This window comes from Nocardioides sp. Z22_16 (genome assembly GCF_058134365.1).
On the sequence record NZ_JBYTTI010000002.1, the window covers coordinates 618372 to 634061 of the forward strand.

The following is a 15690-nucleotide window of genomic DNA, read 5'->3' on the forward strand; positions in this document are numbered from 1 at the left end:
CTAGCGCGCCCGGGACATGATCTCGGTGATCACCTGGGTCTTGGCGTCGGAGTAGGCGTTCATGTCGGGCCAGTCCTGAGCGGCCAGCGTTCGCTTGGTCTCCTCGTAGAGCGCCCGGTCGCCCTCGTCTCGGCGCATGCGGTCGCGGAGCATGAGGTAGTCGTCGATGGCGCCGTCGCCGACCTCCAGGACGTGCACGTGGACGTCCCGTCCGGGTGTCCGCACCAGCCGGTGGCCCGGCTCTCGGGTCCGCAGCTCGTAGCCGGTCGCGAGCAGCGGGTCGAGGTAGTCCTCCTCGGCGGTGATGTCGGGCACCACCAGGAGGATGTCGATGATCGGCTTGGCGGCCAGCCCCGGCACCGAGGTGGAGCCGATGTGCTCCACCTGCACGGCGTGGTCGCCGACGGCCGCTCGGATCCGGGCCCGATGCTCGTCGAAGGTCACCGGCCAGCTGTCGTCGTACGGCGTCAGCACGATCTCACGCTTCTCCACTCCGCCGACGAGCTCGAGCTGGGTGACGTCGGGACGTCGCTGCTGGGCGGGAGGCATCCGGCGAACCCTAGACGGATCGAAACGGGCGGTCAACGCGCGGCTCGTCCGCGCCCCCCGGCTGGGGAGGTAGCGGTATCGGGACTGTCCCGAGCCCCGACTCGCCACGGCAGGAGCGCGGTTGCCGCCTCGGAGCCCGACGTGGCGAAGCTGGCAGATGACCTGGAGAAGGGGACCGTCGAGCACTCGCTGGGGCGGCCCCGAAGCGGCGGAAGCTGTCGCCGCTGCCGGACAACGGGCGAGAGCCAAGGGGAGTCGGGATGCCGGAACTGTCATCAGCGCTCGCACCGGTCTGCACCATGCGCAACTGTGCCACCGTCACGAAGGTGCTCGATCAGCTGAACGCTGACCGTGCGGCCGTGCGATCATCGCGGCGCAGCGCGAGGTGTTGAGGCCCTGACCGACGGAACGCCGCTGTTTCGAGCCCGTGGGGGGTCGAAGTGGCCGCTTCTTTCCGCCCAGAATGCAGCGCCTCCATATGCGTCGAAGAACCGCTACGCCGCGAACTACACGAACCAACGCGCCTGCGCCTCGTGTCCATGCACACCGAGATCCCCAACGCCCTGTGGATGCCTCCAGACTTAGACCCGTCCGACGACGGGGTGAGAAGTGCGATATCGACGCACCTCGAGCCCTGTGCCTCGCGTGCGTTCCGTTGTCGGTGGTCCACCGCGCTCCATCCGTTGGAGGCACGTCCCTGGGCGCGATCGAACGGGATCCAAGCATGGTCGCGCCGTGAGGCCCTTCATCCGGACATGCGAGACGCCGTCGCCCCGATCGGGGGATTCCTGGCGCGAAGGGGCGATGTCGTTGGCGGAGGCGCGGATCCCTCAGTGCTCCTTCATTTTAACTGCCGAAGCTAGTTTGGCTCCGACGTCTGTCGGTGCTGGTGTCCACACTGGAGCCGTGGAAAGCGAACCGACCCGAATCATTGGCGCTGGCCTGCACAATCTCGCCCGCGCGCAGACCTACTACGCCAGCCTCGTTGACGGAGTCTCGGCGCATACCGACATCCTCACTCTTCTCAACAACCAGGTTGGCGACGCCATCAGCAGGTTGGAAGCCGTCCTCGAGGGTTACGACTCCTTCGACACGCTTTCATTCGTGCGCACCGCAGTGGGGCCGTTCGACTTCACCGGACTAAAGGAGAGTGAGACACAGATTGAGACCTCCCAAGCGGTACAAGACGTCATCGCCCTAGCGCTTCTCGGGATGGGACTCCCCCGTCAACCACTGACGGGAGTCAACTCCGGACAACCAGACATCGGTGCTGCAATAACTCATGCCACGACGATCATCCGAGCCGCGAACACGCTGGCAGTGATCCAGGGCAACCAGCTGGACGAAGCACTCGGCCCTCTGGCAGGCGAGTTCTTGGCCTACGAACAAACCGTCCGTGGACGCCAATACGACTCCATCGCCACGCAACTGAATACCGGGGCGCTCGGCAGCAAGGCCGTCGACGCCATCCTCAGTGCAACGCTCGGCTTCACGCTGGAGCAGGTTCGTTCAGTCCGAAAGGCGGCTCTCGACCTGCTCAACGAGCGCTTCTTCGGCGCACGAGACCGGGTCGGCGACGCTGCTCGGACCCCGGGCGGACTGGACCGTCTCGACCGCGACGCGTTCCTCGCCGACATGAATCTCATGCTCAACGAATGTCGCCTGTTCGGCAGCGCGACACCTGACGACATCGCCAGCCGGACCGACGTGGATCTCCGCACCACCAAGAGCATCTTGGATTTCTTCAGCGTCAGGCGACCAAGCGATGTCGCACCGAACCCGGTCCGCGCGTTCGTAGACGGACAGATCCCGGCCCCTTGGGGCTCGATAGCGGACGACGACGGCTACCTGATGCTCAACGGCTTCCTCGGTGAAGACGAGATGCGGCGCAACATCGAACGGGGCCTCAACCTCGCTGGTCAACGAGGCGGGCCAGCCGCCAAAGCGTGGGCGAAGTATGTGCGCCATCGCGCGTCGTTCTCCGAGACGAGCGCGGCGGCCGCGCTCACGGGACTTCTCGGCGACACAGCGCCAAAGTGGGAGGGCCAGAAGTACTTGGGACCGGAAGACCTCAGCAAGGTCTCCGAGTTCACGTGCGACAGCGATCCAACGAAGCTGCCAGGTCGCACGTACGAGTCGGACGTTCTCCTACTCGTCGACGACGTCGCCTTCTGCGTCGAGGTCAAAGCCGGAACAGTCACGGATAAGGCGCGCGGAGGTCATGCCAAGAGGCTCGCCGCCGACCTTGAGAAGACCCTCACCGAAGGAAACGATCAAGCACGGCGCTTAGCCCAACTGATACGAGCAAACGGCGGAGTCTGGAGCGCCGACGGCGATTGGATCGACCTTTCCAGCGCCGCAGAGATCCACTCCATCATCGTGATGCTCGACGACATGGGGCCGCTGTCACTGTCCATGAACGAGCTCGCCGAGAAGAACATCATCGCCGGCGCGGAGATACCTTGGATCGTCAGCCTCCACGACCTTCTTATAACTGCGAAGGTGCTTAACCACCCCGCGCAGTTTTTGGACTTCGTCAGGCGCCGTCGCGGTCGGAAACTCGCCACCATGCTGAGCGGAGCCGACGAACTCGACGTCCTTATGTGGTTCATCACCGGTGGTATGTACTTCGATCCCGATCCAGCCGAGGTAGCCGAACAGCTCCCATTCGACCGCGCAGTAAAACCTGCAGACCAACGACGCTTCGACGAACAGAAGCGAGTTCACCTCGGGACCCTCACCGACGACCTCGACGCTTGGATATACGGGGAGGAGGGCCATTCCCAGATCGCCTCTCCGAAGCCAGTTCGGCGAGAAGAGAGTTGGGTCGAGCAGTACCTGAACGCGAGTGAAGCGTCGATGACACCCGGATGGCTCCGATTCGGGGCAGACCTAGTAGGGCTGAGCGGGCGCGCACAGCAGAAGATCGGACGAGACTTGAAGGCGCAGTGTCGCGCGGCTCGGAAAGGCACCAGAGAGCGCAGCCTGACAACACACGGAACGACGTCATACGGCTCGTGGTTGCTCACCGCCGCCGCCGTGCCTAAGGGAGCGGAGGCCGACCACTTGACGCACTACGTCGACGACAAGCAGTACCAAACGCACTCGAGCAGATCGATGCTTCTTCTGTACCGCCCGGACGGGAGCCTGTTCGGTTCGCGGTTCCGGGGCACGCCAGAGCCACGATCCGCGCAGCGCGATGCGGCTGTCGAGATCAGCCCTTTGCGCAGCCTCGCCTCCACCTTCACCAGTCCTCCGCCGAGCGCCAGTCGCGCGACAAAACAGCTCCGCGGCAAGCGAATCAAGAGGAAGCGCCGCTGACGACGGCCCGGCGTCATCCTCCTACATTCACTTGGCGTCCAACGCGCGTCATTGCGCCGCGTGAGTTGCTGGTTGGCCGAATCGAACGAGTTTTCGCTCGTTGGGGCGCCAAGTGTGCCGCCCGCGTGGATCGGGTTGAGACATGATGGCGGGGTGACGACACCGAATGGCTGGGGACCCCGCAAGATTCTCTTGAGCGCCTTTGCGGGAGTGCTGCTGACTAGTGCGCTGTCCTGGGCGAGCTGGCGCTTGACCGGCCGGTCGGCATCAGAATTCCCGTCTTGGCTGGAAGCCTGGGCGACGCTAGTCGGTGTGGGTGCTGCCATTGTTGCAGGCTTTTATGCGGCTCGAGCCTTCGGACTCGAATCGCAGCGAGAGCAGCGGTGGGAGGAAGGTCAACGAGCGTCGCACGCGGCGCTGATCGCAGCATGGCCAGCCGGGTTGTCGCTAGGGACGAGACCACCCAACGAAGACGGTTATATGGAGGATGACCCTGAAGCGATCGTCGGTGCGCACGCGTTGCTACGGAACGCCTCACCGTTGCCGGCGACCGAAGTTGAGGTCGACTTCTGGCTCGTCCTCATGGATGAGACTTCTGTCGGTCGAGATCGGCGTCTGATAGGGACCGAGCGGCTCGCGTACCTGCCTCCGAGTCAGGACAGCTTGCCCGTGGATCTCAATCTCGGTGCAAGGCCCCACCACCGGACACAGGGCGAGGTGGACCATTCGGAGTTGCGGGTCGAAGTCCACTTTCGTGATGCGGCGGGCCAGGTTTGGTCGCGCGACGCCATCGGGCAACTCGTGGCCGCGCGCTAGGAAACAGGTGTTGGCCCCTAAGTTTCGAGTGCTGATCAAGATGGACGGCGCTCGCTCCTTGGTTGCCAGAGCGGTGCCGTCATTCCGCCGCCTTGGACGCACGGATCCGCCTGTCGGTTTCCGCGATTAGGCTGCCGAGCGTGACGGACCCGGACTTCGATGCTCGTCTGGCGCGGCTCATCAATAACTTGGATGAGACCGTGAACCTGCTGCTTAACCACGGCGAAAGTCACTGGTTCAAGTGGGCTACTTCGTGCCGCGCTGCGCTGCATAACAACGACGCTGCCGCTTTCGATCGTGTGCTTGGTGCATTCGGCGGCATGGGAACTTTCAACGACCTCTGGATCCTGAGCGTCAACGGTCACGCCGTCGAACCGGACCAGGAATCGACGGTCAATGACCGGCTGACCGAGCTGCGCTCATTGATCTGGGATGACGCGATGGCCTTGAGGCACGAGCTACGAGCGTCTTCGTAGGCCCGCTACGAACGTCCGCTATGCGCCGCCAGGGTCGAGCGCCGGTGCGTCTTTCCGCCGCGAATGGCGCGAGGAGACCCGCCCACCGCATCAAGACTCTGCCGAGTAGCGAGGATCTTGCACGTCAGGAATGACAGCGGTCATCAGGCATGGGGGACCTCGACATGGTGTCGGCCGATGGGCAGCATCAGGGGGCGTCCTGAGAGCGGGTCGGTGATCACGCCGCAGTCGAGGCCGAAGACCTCTCGGACCATCTGCTCGGTGAGCACCTCGCGCGGATCGCCCGCCGTGTAGAGACGTCCGTCGGCGAGGGCGATGAGGTGGTCGGCGTACCGGGCAGCGAGGTTGAGGTCGTGGAGCACCATCACGATGGTGGTGCCGCGGCTGCGGTTGAGGTCGGTGAGGAGGTCGAGCACCTCGATCTGGTGGCTGACGTCGAGGAACGTGGTCGGCTCGTCGAGCAGCAGCACGTCGGTGTGCTGGGCCAGTGCCATGGCGATCCAGACTCCTGCCAACGAAGCAGATGCCGAGGACCTGCAGGCGCTCTTCGGGACGCGAGGCGTGGCATCCCGGTGCCAGTGCCAGCGGTACAAGCTCGCGCGGGGCGAGTCGTTCAGTTCGGTACCGGCCGAAGTGCGCGCGGATCGTCTGCGTCAGCAGACCAGCTGCGGCAACCCGGGGTCCGACGCGACCAGCGGTCTGGTGGCCTACCTCGACGCCGAGCCCGTCGGCTGGTGCGCGGTCGAGCCGCGCTCCCGCTACGACGGCCTGATCCGCGCCTACAAGGTGCCTTGGGCGGGTCGCTCCGAGGACCCCGACGACGAGCATGTCTGGGCGGTGACCTGTCTCTTCGCTCGGGCCGGGTTCCGGCGACGTGGGGTGAGCCGCGCTCTGGCCCGAGCCGCCGTGAGCTTCGCCCGAGCGAACGGTGCTCGGGCCCTCGAGGGCTACCCGGGGCGCACCACCACGGGCGCGATCGCGGAAGAGCTCCACGTCGGCACCTACGACACGCTCGCCGCCGCGGGGTTCCGCGAGGTCAGCCGACCCACACCCCGCCGCGTCGTCATGCGCCTCGACTTCCAGCCGGATGCCTGAGATGGCCCACCCACATGCGGTCGGGTCCAGGAGGGCGACGGTCAGCCGCGCTCGCAGCGCCGGGTGACCTCCGCGTCGCAGTAGTCCAGGTTGCCGGTCTTCCCGTCCGTGCGGTCCCGGCCACCGCCGCCGGCCAGCCGGTCCCGGGCGCGCGCTCCCGGTCGTGCCTTGACTCGGCTTGTCGACCGAGCGCCTGAGTCCGCCGGGCGGGACCGGGACGGCGTCGCGCTTGTTTTCGAACAGGTGCCCACTCTTTGAGATTGGGCGCTCTGCCAGTCCAGAAGTGTCGGTGGGGGTCGGTTGACTGAGGGCTTCGGGAGGGCATCGGGGTCCTCCGGTACGACGTGGACGGGGGTCCGGGGATGTGGCAGCAGGCGAGTGGTGACCACCCGATCACGCGTGCGGTGGGGTTGATCGACGCGGCTCTGGACCTGGCCAGGGATGTGGACCCGATGTACCTGTCCGCTGCCGCGCAGCGAGAGGCGTTGCTGGACCTGACCCGCCTGGTCGACGGGGTCGAGGCGCTGCGGATGCGGGTCATCGGCACCGTCGGCACCTCGGGTGGGGTGGCCGAGACCGACGGGGCGAGGTCAGTCGCCGGCTGGTTGGACGCCCGGGCGAGGACGGGGTACGCCGCAGGACGGGCCGCGGAGAAGCTCGCCGACGCGGTCTCGTCCCGGTGGCACCTGGTCGGTGCCGGCCTCACGTCGGGGGCAGTGAACCTGCCGCAGGCCAGAGTGATCGTGAAGGCCCTCGACGACCTGCTGGTCGACCCACTGCCCGGCGAAGAAGTACCCGCCGACGTGCTCGCCCGCGCCGAGGCACACCTCGTGGACGCCTGCACCCGGTTCAACCCCCGCGAGCTCGAAGCCCTCGGGGCGAAGATCCTCCAGACCGTCGCCCCGGAGACGTGTGAGGACCACGAACGCAAGCTGCTGGAACGAGCCGAGCAACGCGCCCAGGCGGCGACCAGGCTGACGATCCGCCGCCGCGGCGACGGCGCGTCGACTTTGTCGGGGGTGATCCCCGACCATGCGGCGGCGCGGTTGAAGACCTACCTGGAGGCGTGGACCTCACCCATCCAGGACGACGGCAAGACCACCGGCGCCGCCACCGGATTGCACCCCTTCTCCCACGTCGATCCGGCCACCGGGGTCCGGCTCCCACAGGAGCGGTTGCACGGGATGGCGTTCTGCGCGTTCCTCGAAGCCGCCGACCCCACACGGATCCCCGCCCACGGTGGTGCCGCGACGAAGGTCCTGGTCACTATCGACTACGAGACGCTCCGCGGCCAGCTCGGCACGGGCACAGGCACTGGCACAGGCCGGATCCTGACAAACGGTGAGGACCTCTCCGAGGTCACCCCTGACAACGTGCGGCGGCTGGCTTGCCAGGCCGAGATCGTCCCCGTCGTCCTCGACAGCGAGGGTGTGCCGTTGGCGATGGGCAGGGCGACCCGGTTCTTCAAGCCCTGGCAACGCGACGCCCACATGCTCACCCACCACACCTGCCAGACCACCGGCTGCACGGTCCCGGCGACCTGGTCCGAGGCCCACCACGGCGGGGACAACCCCTGGGCCGGCGGCGGGAGGAGCGACCTCGACGAGCTCGTCCTCCTCTGCCCCTGGCACCACCACCGCGCCCACGACCCCGGCTACACCACCCACCGCCACGCAGGCGGCGACATCAGGTTCCACCGACGGACCTAGGAGGCGAACCAGGTGCGGGTATCTCGCCGCGGCTCACCGCGCTCGACAGCAGATCACGCGTCCGACGCGGGGCCAGGTCACCAGGGGACCACCCCGCCGTCGTCGAAGAAGCCCCTGCGAGGGCCGTCGTCCGGGAGCGTGGCGAGACGGACGGCGACGGCCGCGCCCTGCTCGGGCGTGCGGTCCGGGAGGTGCCCGGTGAAGTCGGTCGCGACGTAGCCGGGACAGCAGGCGTTGATGAGGATGGGATTGCCCTCGAACCGTCGGGCGTACTGCACGGTGAGGCTGTTGAGCATGGTCTTGGAAGCCGCGTACGCCGCCATGACCGGGCCGGTGCACAGCGCGAGCGAGGCCATGTTGCCCGACACGTTGACGATGCGCGGGGACGGCGCCCGGGTGAGCAGGGAGAGGGCGGCGTTCGTCACGCGCACCGCTCCGAGGGCGTTGGTGTCCACGACGGTGCGCAGCACGTGACCTCGTCACCCACGTCGAGGCGTTGCAGGTCGCCGAGGGCGAGAGCTGGCTCTACGCGTACGCCGTCGAGCCCGGCTCGCCGTCGGCCGATGCGCTCGACCTCCTCGGCACCTGGGCGGCGACGGACCAGACCGAGACCGTGGTGCGGTCCGGCGTGCCGGGCTGAAGGTCCCACGCCTTCGTCGCTCGCCGGAATCCCCGGATTCGAGCACCTACGAGCGCGTGGTGGGCAGCGGATCGAACCGGACTGCCGGCACCGATAGGCCGCTCCTCGGCCGCCCAGTGATCGTGGTCCCGTGACTGGCGCAGGAACGCGTGCAGGCGCGGACATCGAGGAGGGCGGCTCTCCCGCGCGAGCCCGTCAGAGTGGACGCGGTCCCCAGGCAGGCCGTCCCATCGTCACCGGGACAGAAGCCGGTCGGGCGTGGGCATGGAATGCTCCCGTCGTGGGGGAGACCGAGACAGGCGCCGACCAGAACCGCTCGTGGAGGTCACGGGAGCTCGTCCTCGCCTGCTGCGGGGTCGGGTGCCTCCTGCTACCCCGGCTCGGACTCCTCCTGGTCGTGCGGGGCGTCGTGGTCCCGCTCTCTGCGCTGGCGGTGCTGCTGGCCGTCGCCGCCCTGGTGACCCGCCGCCTCGCTCGTCGCAGGGAGACGCCGCGCGCACCGCGGGGCCCCCTGCTCGTCACCGTGCTGGTGCTGGTCGCGGGACTGCTCAGCACCGCCTCGGCGGCCGTGCTCACCACCTACTCCCTGCCGCCCGCCGCTTCGCCGCAGGGCTGTCGGGTCGTGGTGGCGGAGTACGCCTTCTTCATGTACGGCGACGGTGCCGTCTACCTGCTCCGCGGGACGACGGGTCTCGCCCGCCGGGTGGGGGAGTTCGTGACCGACGACGGGGAGAAGCCGTTCGCCTACGGCACCGCCGACCTGAGATGGGACGGCGAGTCGGCGATCCTGCGGGGACCCATGTGGAGCGTCGACGGCGAGTTGGGCTACGCCTGCTGAGCGGTGCTTCGAGTCCCAGCATGGTCAGCACGCTGGCAGGCCCAGGTCGCCTTGGCGACGCCTTCATCCTCTGGCGTACGTAAAGAATGTTTGACATCTCCCGCCGTCGTCCCTACGTTTCTCGTGTCAAACATCTTTGACACGATGCTGGGGACCGGAGGGACGCGTGGCGTACGAGGAGAAGCGGGCCTGGATCATGGCGACGGTGGCGCTCACCGCCTACGCCGTCTACCTCGGCCGGGTGGGTCCGGCGCTGGCCGAGGCGTCGGCGGCGACCGTCCCCTACGCCGCAGCCCTGCTCTGGAGCGTGGGCGGCGCGATCGTGACGAGCATCGTCCTCGAGATCGTGGCGGGCTTCGGGCTTGACGCCGACGACCGCAAGGACCGGCGGGACGTGGAGATCCACCGGGCCGGTCACCACGTCGGTCAGGCCTTCGTGGTCCTCGGGGGCGTCGTCGCGCTGGCGATGTCCTTGGCGGACTGGGACACGTTCTGGATCGCGAACGTCCTCTACCTCGGGTTCACGCTCTCCGCAGTGGTGGCCTCGGCGGCGAGGATCGTCGCCTACCGCCGGGGGTTCCACGCATGGTGAGGCCCACCCGGGTCACCAACTCGATCCGGGCCTTGCGGGCCGCCCACGGGGACGTGACCCAGGCGGAGCTCGCTCGTCGGCTCGGCGTCACGCGCCAGACCGTGATCGCCATCGAGCAGGGCCGCTACTCGCCGTCCCTGGAGATGGCCTTCCAGATCGCGGCCGTCTTCGGGGTGCCGCTCACCGACGTCTTCGACTACCCCGGCACCGAGGAGGACGCATGATGAAGGCGATCGTCCAGGACGGCTACGGCCCGCCCGACGTCCTGCGGGTGGGGTCCGCCCCCGTCCCGGCACCGCGCGACGACGAGGTGCTGGTCCAGGTCATGGCCGCCGGGGTCGATCCCGGCGTCTGGCACGTGGTGACCGGCCTCCCGTACGCCATCCGGCTCGGCTTCGGCCTGCGCCGACCGAGACAGCCCGTCCCCGGCCTGGACCTGGCCGGCGTCGTGACGGCCGTCGGATCCCGGGTGCGAGACCTGGCCGTCGGCGACGAGGTCTTCGGCACCGGTCGGGGCAGCTACGCCGAGTACGCGGTGGCCAAGGCTGGCAAGGTGGCGCGGATGCCCACGTCGCTCACCTTCCAGGAGGCGGCCGCGGTGCCCATCTCCGGGCAGACGGCCCTCGCAGCCGTGCGCAAGGCCGGCGACCTCGACGGGCGGCGGGTGATGGTGCTCGGGGCCGGTGGCGGCGTCGGCACCTTCGCCGTGCAGATCGCCAAGGCCCACGGGGCCCACGTCACCGCGGTCTGCAGCACCGGCAAGACCGACTTCGTGCGCTCGCTCGGAGCCGACGAGGTCATCGACTACACCCGCACGGACCCCACCGCCCCGGAGACGGCGTACGACGTCGTCATCGACACCGCCGGCAACCGGAGGCTCACCCGGCTCCGGGGTGCCCTGACACCCCGCGGTGTGCTGGTGCTGGTCGGTGGCGAGGCGGGCGAGGGGCGGCTCCTCCAGGGCTTCGACCGACAGTTGCGCGCGATGCTCTGGTCGTCCGTGCTCCGCCAGCGCCTCGTGCCGCTGGTGAGCACGCAGCACACCCGGGACCTTCAGGCGCTTGCGCGGCTCATCGACGCCGGCGACCTCAGAGTGGTGGTCGACCGGGTGTACCCGTTCGAGGACGCCGCGGCAGCCGTCGCGCACGTCGGCAGCGGTCACGCCCGTGCCAAGACGGTCCTCTCCCTCGACTGAGCCAGCTCGCGCCGACTGTCGGGCACCTACCGGCTACGCGGACTGCCGAGCCGTAGGGTCGATGAGTGACTCCACCCGCGCCGCCACGCTTCGCGGTGCGCGGCAGCGTCGCGCTGCTCGCGGTCGTCCTCGTGTCGATCAACCTCCGTCCAGGAGCGTCGGCGATCGGTCCGGTCCTCGAGGAGGTCGGGACCAGCCTGGGAATGGGCGGCGGTCTCATCGGCCTGCTGACCGGTCTGCCCGGCCTGTGCTTCGCGCTCGCCGGCGCCACGGCGGTCCGCTTCGCCCGCCGGGTCGGCGCCACGGGCGGCATCGCCCTCGGTCTGGTGGCTGCTGCCGCGGGCCTGCTCCTGCGCGCCACCACCGACTCGGCGGCGCTCTTCCTGGTGCTCAGCACCGTGGCACTGGCCGGGATGGCGCTGGGCAACGTGCTGGTCCCTGCGTGGATCAAGCGCTACGGCGGCAGCAGCCAGGTCCGGCTGGCCACCGTCTACGGCACCGGCCTCGTCGTCGGCGGCTCCCTCGGCTCACTCCTCACGGCCCCCTTGACCACCACGCTGGGCGGGTTCGACCGAGCGCTGGGCATGTGGGGCCTGTTGCCCCTCCCGGCTCTGGTGCTGTGGGGCTGGCTGGCGTTCCACGAGCGAAGCAGACCCGCCGAAGAGCTCGAAGCGGGGGAGGCCCCTCGCGGCCGGATCGCCAGGTCGCCGACTGCGGTCGCGATGGCCGCCCTCTTCGGCATCCAGTCGATGCACGCCTATGTCCAGCTGGGCTGGCTGCCGCAGATCTACCGCGACGCCGGGCTTACGCCGACCTACGCCGGGACGCTCCAAGCACTGCTCGCGGCGATCGGCATCGTCGGCGCACTCGCGATGCCGACGCTGATCATCCGGGCGCGCTCGCTCTCGCCGTACGTCGTCTCCTTCGGCGTCCTGCTGGTCGCCGGCTACGTGGGCCTCCTGCTCGCGCCGGCGACCGTGCCGTGGCTGTGGGCGCTGATGCTGGGCGTGGCGGGCTTCACCTTCCCTCTGGCCATCGCGCTGCTGCCGGCCAGGACACGGCACCCCGAGGTCACGGCGCAGCTCTCCGGCTTCGTGCAGCCCGTCGGCTACCTCGCTGCCGCGGCGGGGCCGGTCCTCGTCGGCCTGCTCCACGAGGCGACCGGAGGCTGGACCCTGGTCCTCGTGCTCCTCGCGGCGACCGCGGTGCCGTTCACCTGGGCAGGGCTGCGTGCCTGCCGGCCCGTCATCGTGGACGACGAGCTCGCCGGCAAGGCGTGACGACCGTGCCAGACTGAGATCATGCGCACGATCGGCAACGTCCTGTGGCTTCTCCTCGCCGGCTGGTGGCTGGCGCTCGGCTACGTGGTGGCCGGCGTGATCTCCTTCGTGCTGATCATCACCATCCCGTTCGGCATCGCGTCCTTCCGGATCGCCGGCTTCGTGCTCTGGCCGTTCGGCCGCACGGTGATCTGGAAGCCCCAGGCCGGGGCGGGCTCGGTGATCGGGAACGTGCTCTGGATCATCTTCTTCGGCTGGGAGCTGGCGCTGGGTCACCTGCTCGCCGGACTGCTGCTCTGCGTCACGATCATCGGCATCCCGTTCGGCCTCGCCTGCTGGAAGATGGTGCCGATCTCGCTGCTGCCGCTGGGGCGCGAGGTCGTGCCGGTGGGTGCGGTCTCCCGCGACCCGTACGGCGTCCCGGTCCGCTACTGACCCCGGGCCGTCAGCAGCTCGTCGAGCCGCTCGACCAGCTCGGCCACGTCCTCGACGACCACCCGGGCCCCCGCGGCCTCCAGCTCCGCGCGGGCGAAGCCGCCGGTGAGCACGCCGATGGTGGGCAGGTCGCGGGCGTTGGCCGCCTCCACGTCCCACACCGAGTCACCGACCATGACGGCGCGGCTGCCGTCGACCTTGGCGATCGCCACGTCCAGCAGCTCGGGGTCGGGCTTGGTCTCCTCGGCGTCCTCGGCGGTGGTGGTGGCGTCGACGAGGTCCTCGGCGTCCAGCAGCTCGGTGGCGTGCTTGGCGTGGCGGGGGATCGCCGAGCTGGCTAGCACCACCCGGAAGCCGCGCTCGTGCAGTGCCGCCAGCAGGTCGCGGGCGCCCGGCAGCAAGGTGGTCTGCTCGATGATGGCGTCGAACTCCTCCTCCCACGCCTCACGGACGGCGTCGCCGTCGCGCTCCTCGACCTCCTGACCGGCCGCGGCCGCCACCAGCCGGTCACCGCCCTGGCCGATCTGCCGGTGGATCCGCCACGCCGGCACGTCGTGGCCGAGGCGGGCGAAGGCCCGCACCCAGGCGACGGTGTGGTGGTAGGTGGAGTCGAGCAGGGTGCCGTCGATGTCGAGCACCACGGTGTCGACGTGGAGCGGTGCCTCGCCGGAGCGGGTCATCGTCTCTCCTCGGGTCGTCGGGGCAGGCTGGGCGCGGCCGGTCAGTCGGGGTGGAGGGGAGCGGTCCCGTGGCCGTCCCCCTGGCGGATCCCGACCAGCAGCTCGGCGAGAGCCTCCTGGGCGGTGTGCCGGGGGGTCCAGCCCAGCTCGCGCACGGCCCGGTCCGGGGACATCACCGGCAACCGGGTCAGGGCGTCCCACAGACGGGGGTCCGCGCCGACCAGGTGCGCGTGCCACCCCGCCGCGATGGCGCCGCGGAGCAGGAGCCTCGGCACCGGGACGTGCTTGGCGGCGAACAGGTCGGCCAGGTCACCGGGCTCCACGATCCCCGGTGCGCAGAGGTTGAAGGGCCCCGCCGCGCGGCGCACCACGATGCGAGCCACCGCGTCGGCGAGGTCGGTGGCGTGGATCGCCTGGAGGAAGACGTCGCGCGGGAACGGCAGCACAGGGATCAGACCGGGGCGGACCAGCCCCTGAGGGACCCAGGCGCCACCGAAGATCCGCACCTGCTCGGAGGAGGCGCGCCGCTGGAAGACGAACGCCGGCCGGAGCCGACTGACGAGGGTGCTGCCGCTGCCCGCCGCGGCGTCCAGGAGGCGCTCGACGTACGCCTTCTCCCGGGCGTAGCTCGAGGCGGAGGCGCCGTCGGTCGGGTAGGACTCGTCGACCGGCGAGTCGTCGACCCGCGGGGAGTACGCCGCGATGGAGGAGGCTGCCACGACGTGCGGGACCCCGGCCTCGGCGACGGCGTCGAGCACCCGGCGGGTGCCCACCGCGTTGGTCGCCCAGGTGGTCTCGGGCCGGTGCGTGGGCTGGAACATCCAGGCCAGGTGGACGACGCAGTCCGCGCCCCGGAAGAGGGGGGTCAGGTCGTCGGTGCGGACGTCGGCCGAGTGCCAGGTGACCGGGTGCCCGTCCGGGCTCTCGGCGTCGGGGGTGGTGGGACGCCGCCGGGCGATGCCGACCACCTCGTCCACCCCGGGGTCGGCGACCAGGCGCTCGACGACGGCGGTGCCCATGTTGCCGGTGGCACCGACCACCACGACCCGCACCGTCAGCTCCCCTCGGCCAGGCCGGCGGTCCGCAGCGCCGGCAGCAGCTCGCTGGTCGACCACTCCAGGAACTCCTCCTGCTGGTCGCCCCCGATCTGGATGAACGCCAGGTCGGTGAAGCCGGCCTCCTGCCACTCCTTCGCCGCCGCCACCACCGCGTCCACGTCGCTCCCGCACGGGATCGACTCCGCGACGTCCTCCGGCCGGACGAACTGGCTGGCTCCGGCGAAGCCGGCGGTCCCGGGGAGCTCGGAGTTGACCTTCCACCCGCCGCCGAACCAGCGGAACTGCTCGTGCGCCCGCTTCACCGCGGCGTCCGCGTCCCGGTCGAAGGAGATCGGCATCTGCCCGATCTTCCGCGTCCCCCGGGCGCCCGCGCCGTCCCACTGCTGCAGCAGCTCGCCGGTCGGCTCGGTGGTGATCAGGTGGTCGACCAGCGGGGCCAGCATCTTGATCGACTGCTTCCCGGAGACCGCGGCGCCGATCGGCACCCGGGTCTCCGGGAGGTCCCACAGCTTGGCGGACTCGACGTCGAAGTGGACCCCGTGGTGGGTGACGTAGCCCCCGTCGAAGAGGGCGTTGATGATCTCCAGCGCCTCGACGAGCATCTCGTGCCGGACGTCGACCGAGGGCCAGGCCTGACCCACCACGTGCTCGTTGAGGTTCTCCCCGGAGCCGACGCCGAGGGTGAACCGCCCGCCGGAGAGCAGCTGCACCGTCGCGGCCTTCTGCGCCACCACCGCGGGGTGGTAGCGGAAGGTCGGGCAGGTCACGTAGGTCATCAGCTCGACCCGGCTGGTCACCTGGGTGACCGCGCCGAGCATCGCCCAGGCGTAGCCCGAGTGACCCTGCTCGTCGAGCCAGGGGAAGTAGTGGTCGCTCATCACCTCGAAGTCGAAACCGGCCTCCTCGGCCAGGCCCGCGTGGCGGACCAGGTCGGGGGGCGAGGTCTGCTCGGTCATCAACGTGTATCCGATGCGCATGGCCGACCCGTACCCCCGCCCCGGGCCAC

At 69.4% G+C, this 15690-nt stretch carries 18 protein-coding genes; 12 read left to right on the top strand and 6 right to left on the bottom strand.

The features are described from left to right. A complete protein-coding gene (locus AC3X7R_RS07215) occupies positions 1–549 on the bottom strand; it encodes a GrpB family protein (protein WP_489964897.1) in 549 nt (182 codons plus the stop codon). A gap of 906 nt (positions 550–1455) precedes the next feature. On the opposite strand from AC3X7R_RS07215, the gene AC3X7R_RS07220 reads away from it, so the two are divergent. The 3 genes from AC3X7R_RS07220 to AC3X7R_RS07230 all read left to right on the top strand — a co-directional run bounded on the left by AC3X7R_RS07220 (position 1456) and on the right by AC3X7R_RS07230 (position 5162). Beyond that, a complete protein-coding gene (locus AC3X7R_RS07220; RefSeq protein ID WP_489964898.1) occupies positions 1456–3870 on the top strand; it encodes a hypothetical protein in 2415 nt (804 codons plus the stop codon). Positions 3871–4023: 153 nt separating this feature from the next. Then, positions 4024–4686 carry a hypothetical protein gene (locus AC3X7R_RS07225; protein ID WP_489964899.1) on the top strand — a complete coding sequence of 221 codons (663 nt, stop codon included), beginning with the start codon at positions 4024–4026 and terminating at the stop codon, positions 4684–4686. Positions 4687–4826: 140 nt separating this feature from the next. Next, positions 4827–5162, top strand: a complete 336-nt coding sequence (locus tag AC3X7R_RS07230; RefSeq protein ID WP_489964900.1) for a DUF6966 domain-containing protein — start codon at positions 4827–4829, stop codon at positions 5160–5162. Positions 5163–5305: 143 nt separating this feature from the next. On the opposite strand, the gene AC3X7R_RS07235 is transcribed toward AC3X7R_RS07230, so the two are convergent. Further along, on the bottom strand, positions 5306–5656 hold the full coding sequence (locus AC3X7R_RS07235) for an ABC transporter ATP-binding protein (protein WP_489964901.1): 351 nt from the start codon (positions 5654–5656) through the stop codon (positions 5306–5308). A 139-nt stretch (positions 5657–5795) separates the two neighbouring features. On the opposite strand from AC3X7R_RS07235, the gene AC3X7R_RS07240 reads away from it, so the two are divergent. Further along, a complete protein-coding gene (locus tag AC3X7R_RS07240) occupies positions 5796–6257 on the top strand; it encodes a GNAT family N-acetyltransferase (protein WP_489964902.1) in 462 nt (153 codons plus the stop codon). Between the two features lie 452 nt (positions 6258–6709). Beyond that, the gene (locus AC3X7R_RS07245; RefSeq protein WP_489964903.1) at positions 6710–7966 is read left to right on the top strand and encodes an HNH endonuclease signature motif containing protein; all 1257 of its coding nucleotides are present in this window, start codon (positions 6710–6712) and stop codon (positions 7964–7966) included. A gap of 77 nt (positions 7967–8043) precedes the next feature. Here the strand turns inward: AC3X7R_RS07245 and AC3X7R_RS07250 are convergent, their stop codons facing one another. Next, entirely contained in the window at positions 8044–8436 is a 393-nt protein-coding gene (locus tag AC3X7R_RS07250; RefSeq protein WP_489964904.1) for an SDR family NAD(P)-dependent oxidoreductase, read from the bottom strand. 26 nt (positions 8437–8462) lie between these two features. Here AC3X7R_RS07250 and AC3X7R_RS07255 point away from each other — a divergent pair, with 26 nt between their 5' ends. From AC3X7R_RS07255 to AC3X7R_RS07285, 7 genes are all read left to right on the top strand, one after another. Further along, a complete protein-coding gene (locus tag AC3X7R_RS07255) occupies positions 8463–8606 on the top strand; it encodes a hypothetical protein (protein WP_489964905.1) in 144 nt (47 codons plus the stop codon). A 280-nt stretch (positions 8607–8886) separates the two neighbouring features. Continuing rightward, the gene (locus AC3X7R_RS07260) at positions 8887–9444 is read left to right on the top strand and encodes a hypothetical protein (RefSeq protein ID WP_489964906.1); all 558 of its coding nucleotides are present in this window, start codon (positions 8887–8889) and stop codon (positions 9442–9444) included. Between the two features lie 166 nt (positions 9445–9610). Beyond that, positions 9611–10036: a hypothetical protein gene (locus AC3X7R_RS07265; protein ID WP_489964907.1), complete on the top strand. Its 426-nt coding sequence runs from the start codon at positions 9611–9613 to the stop codon at positions 10034–10036. Then, a complete protein-coding gene (locus AC3X7R_RS07270; protein ID WP_489964908.1) occupies positions 10030–10260 on the top strand; it encodes a helix-turn-helix transcriptional regulator in 231 nt (76 codons plus the stop codon). The genes AC3X7R_RS07265 and AC3X7R_RS07270 overlap by 7 nt, the downstream gene beginning before the upstream one ends. After that, positions 10257–11231 (top strand): NAD(P)-dependent alcohol dehydrogenase, encoded by a 975-nt coding sequence (locus AC3X7R_RS07275; RefSeq protein ID WP_489964909.1) that lies wholly within the window; start codon positions 10257–10259, stop codon positions 11229–11231. Before AC3X7R_RS07270 ends, AC3X7R_RS07275 begins: the two co-directional genes overlap by 4 nt. 65 nt (positions 11232–11296) lie before the next feature. After that, positions 11297–12511: an MFS transporter gene (locus tag AC3X7R_RS07280; protein WP_489964910.1), complete on the top strand. Its 1215-nt coding sequence runs from the start codon at positions 11297–11299 to the stop codon at positions 12509–12511. Positions 12512–12532: 21 nt separating this feature from the next. After that, the gene (locus AC3X7R_RS07285) at positions 12533–12946 is read left to right on the top strand and encodes a YccF domain-containing protein (protein WP_489964911.1); all 414 of its coding nucleotides are present in this window, start codon (positions 12533–12535) and stop codon (positions 12944–12946) included. On the opposite strand, the gene AC3X7R_RS07290 is transcribed toward AC3X7R_RS07285, so the two are convergent. Genes AC3X7R_RS07290 through AC3X7R_RS07300 form a run of 3 tightly spaced genes read right to left on the bottom strand, consistent with a single transcriptional unit; the run spans position 12940 to position 15661 of the window. Beyond that, on the bottom strand, positions 12940–13626 hold the full coding sequence (locus tag AC3X7R_RS07290) for an HAD family hydrolase (protein WP_489964912.1): 687 nt from the start codon (positions 13624–13626) through the stop codon (positions 12940–12942). The genes AC3X7R_RS07285 and AC3X7R_RS07290 overlap by 7 nt on opposite strands. Before the next feature lie 41 nt (positions 13627–13667). Beyond that, a complete protein-coding gene (locus tag AC3X7R_RS07295; RefSeq protein ID WP_489964913.1) occupies positions 13668–14741 on the bottom strand; it encodes an NAD-dependent epimerase/dehydratase family protein in 1074 nt (357 codons plus the stop codon). After that, the gene (locus tag AC3X7R_RS07300) at positions 14681–15661 is read right to left on the bottom strand and encodes a TIGR03557 family F420-dependent LLM class oxidoreductase (protein ID WP_489964914.1); all 981 of its coding nucleotides are present in this window, start codon (positions 15659–15661) and stop codon (positions 14681–14683) included. Before AC3X7R_RS07300 ends, AC3X7R_RS07295 begins: the two co-directional genes overlap by 61 nt. Positions 15662–15690: the final 29 nt, after the last annotated feature.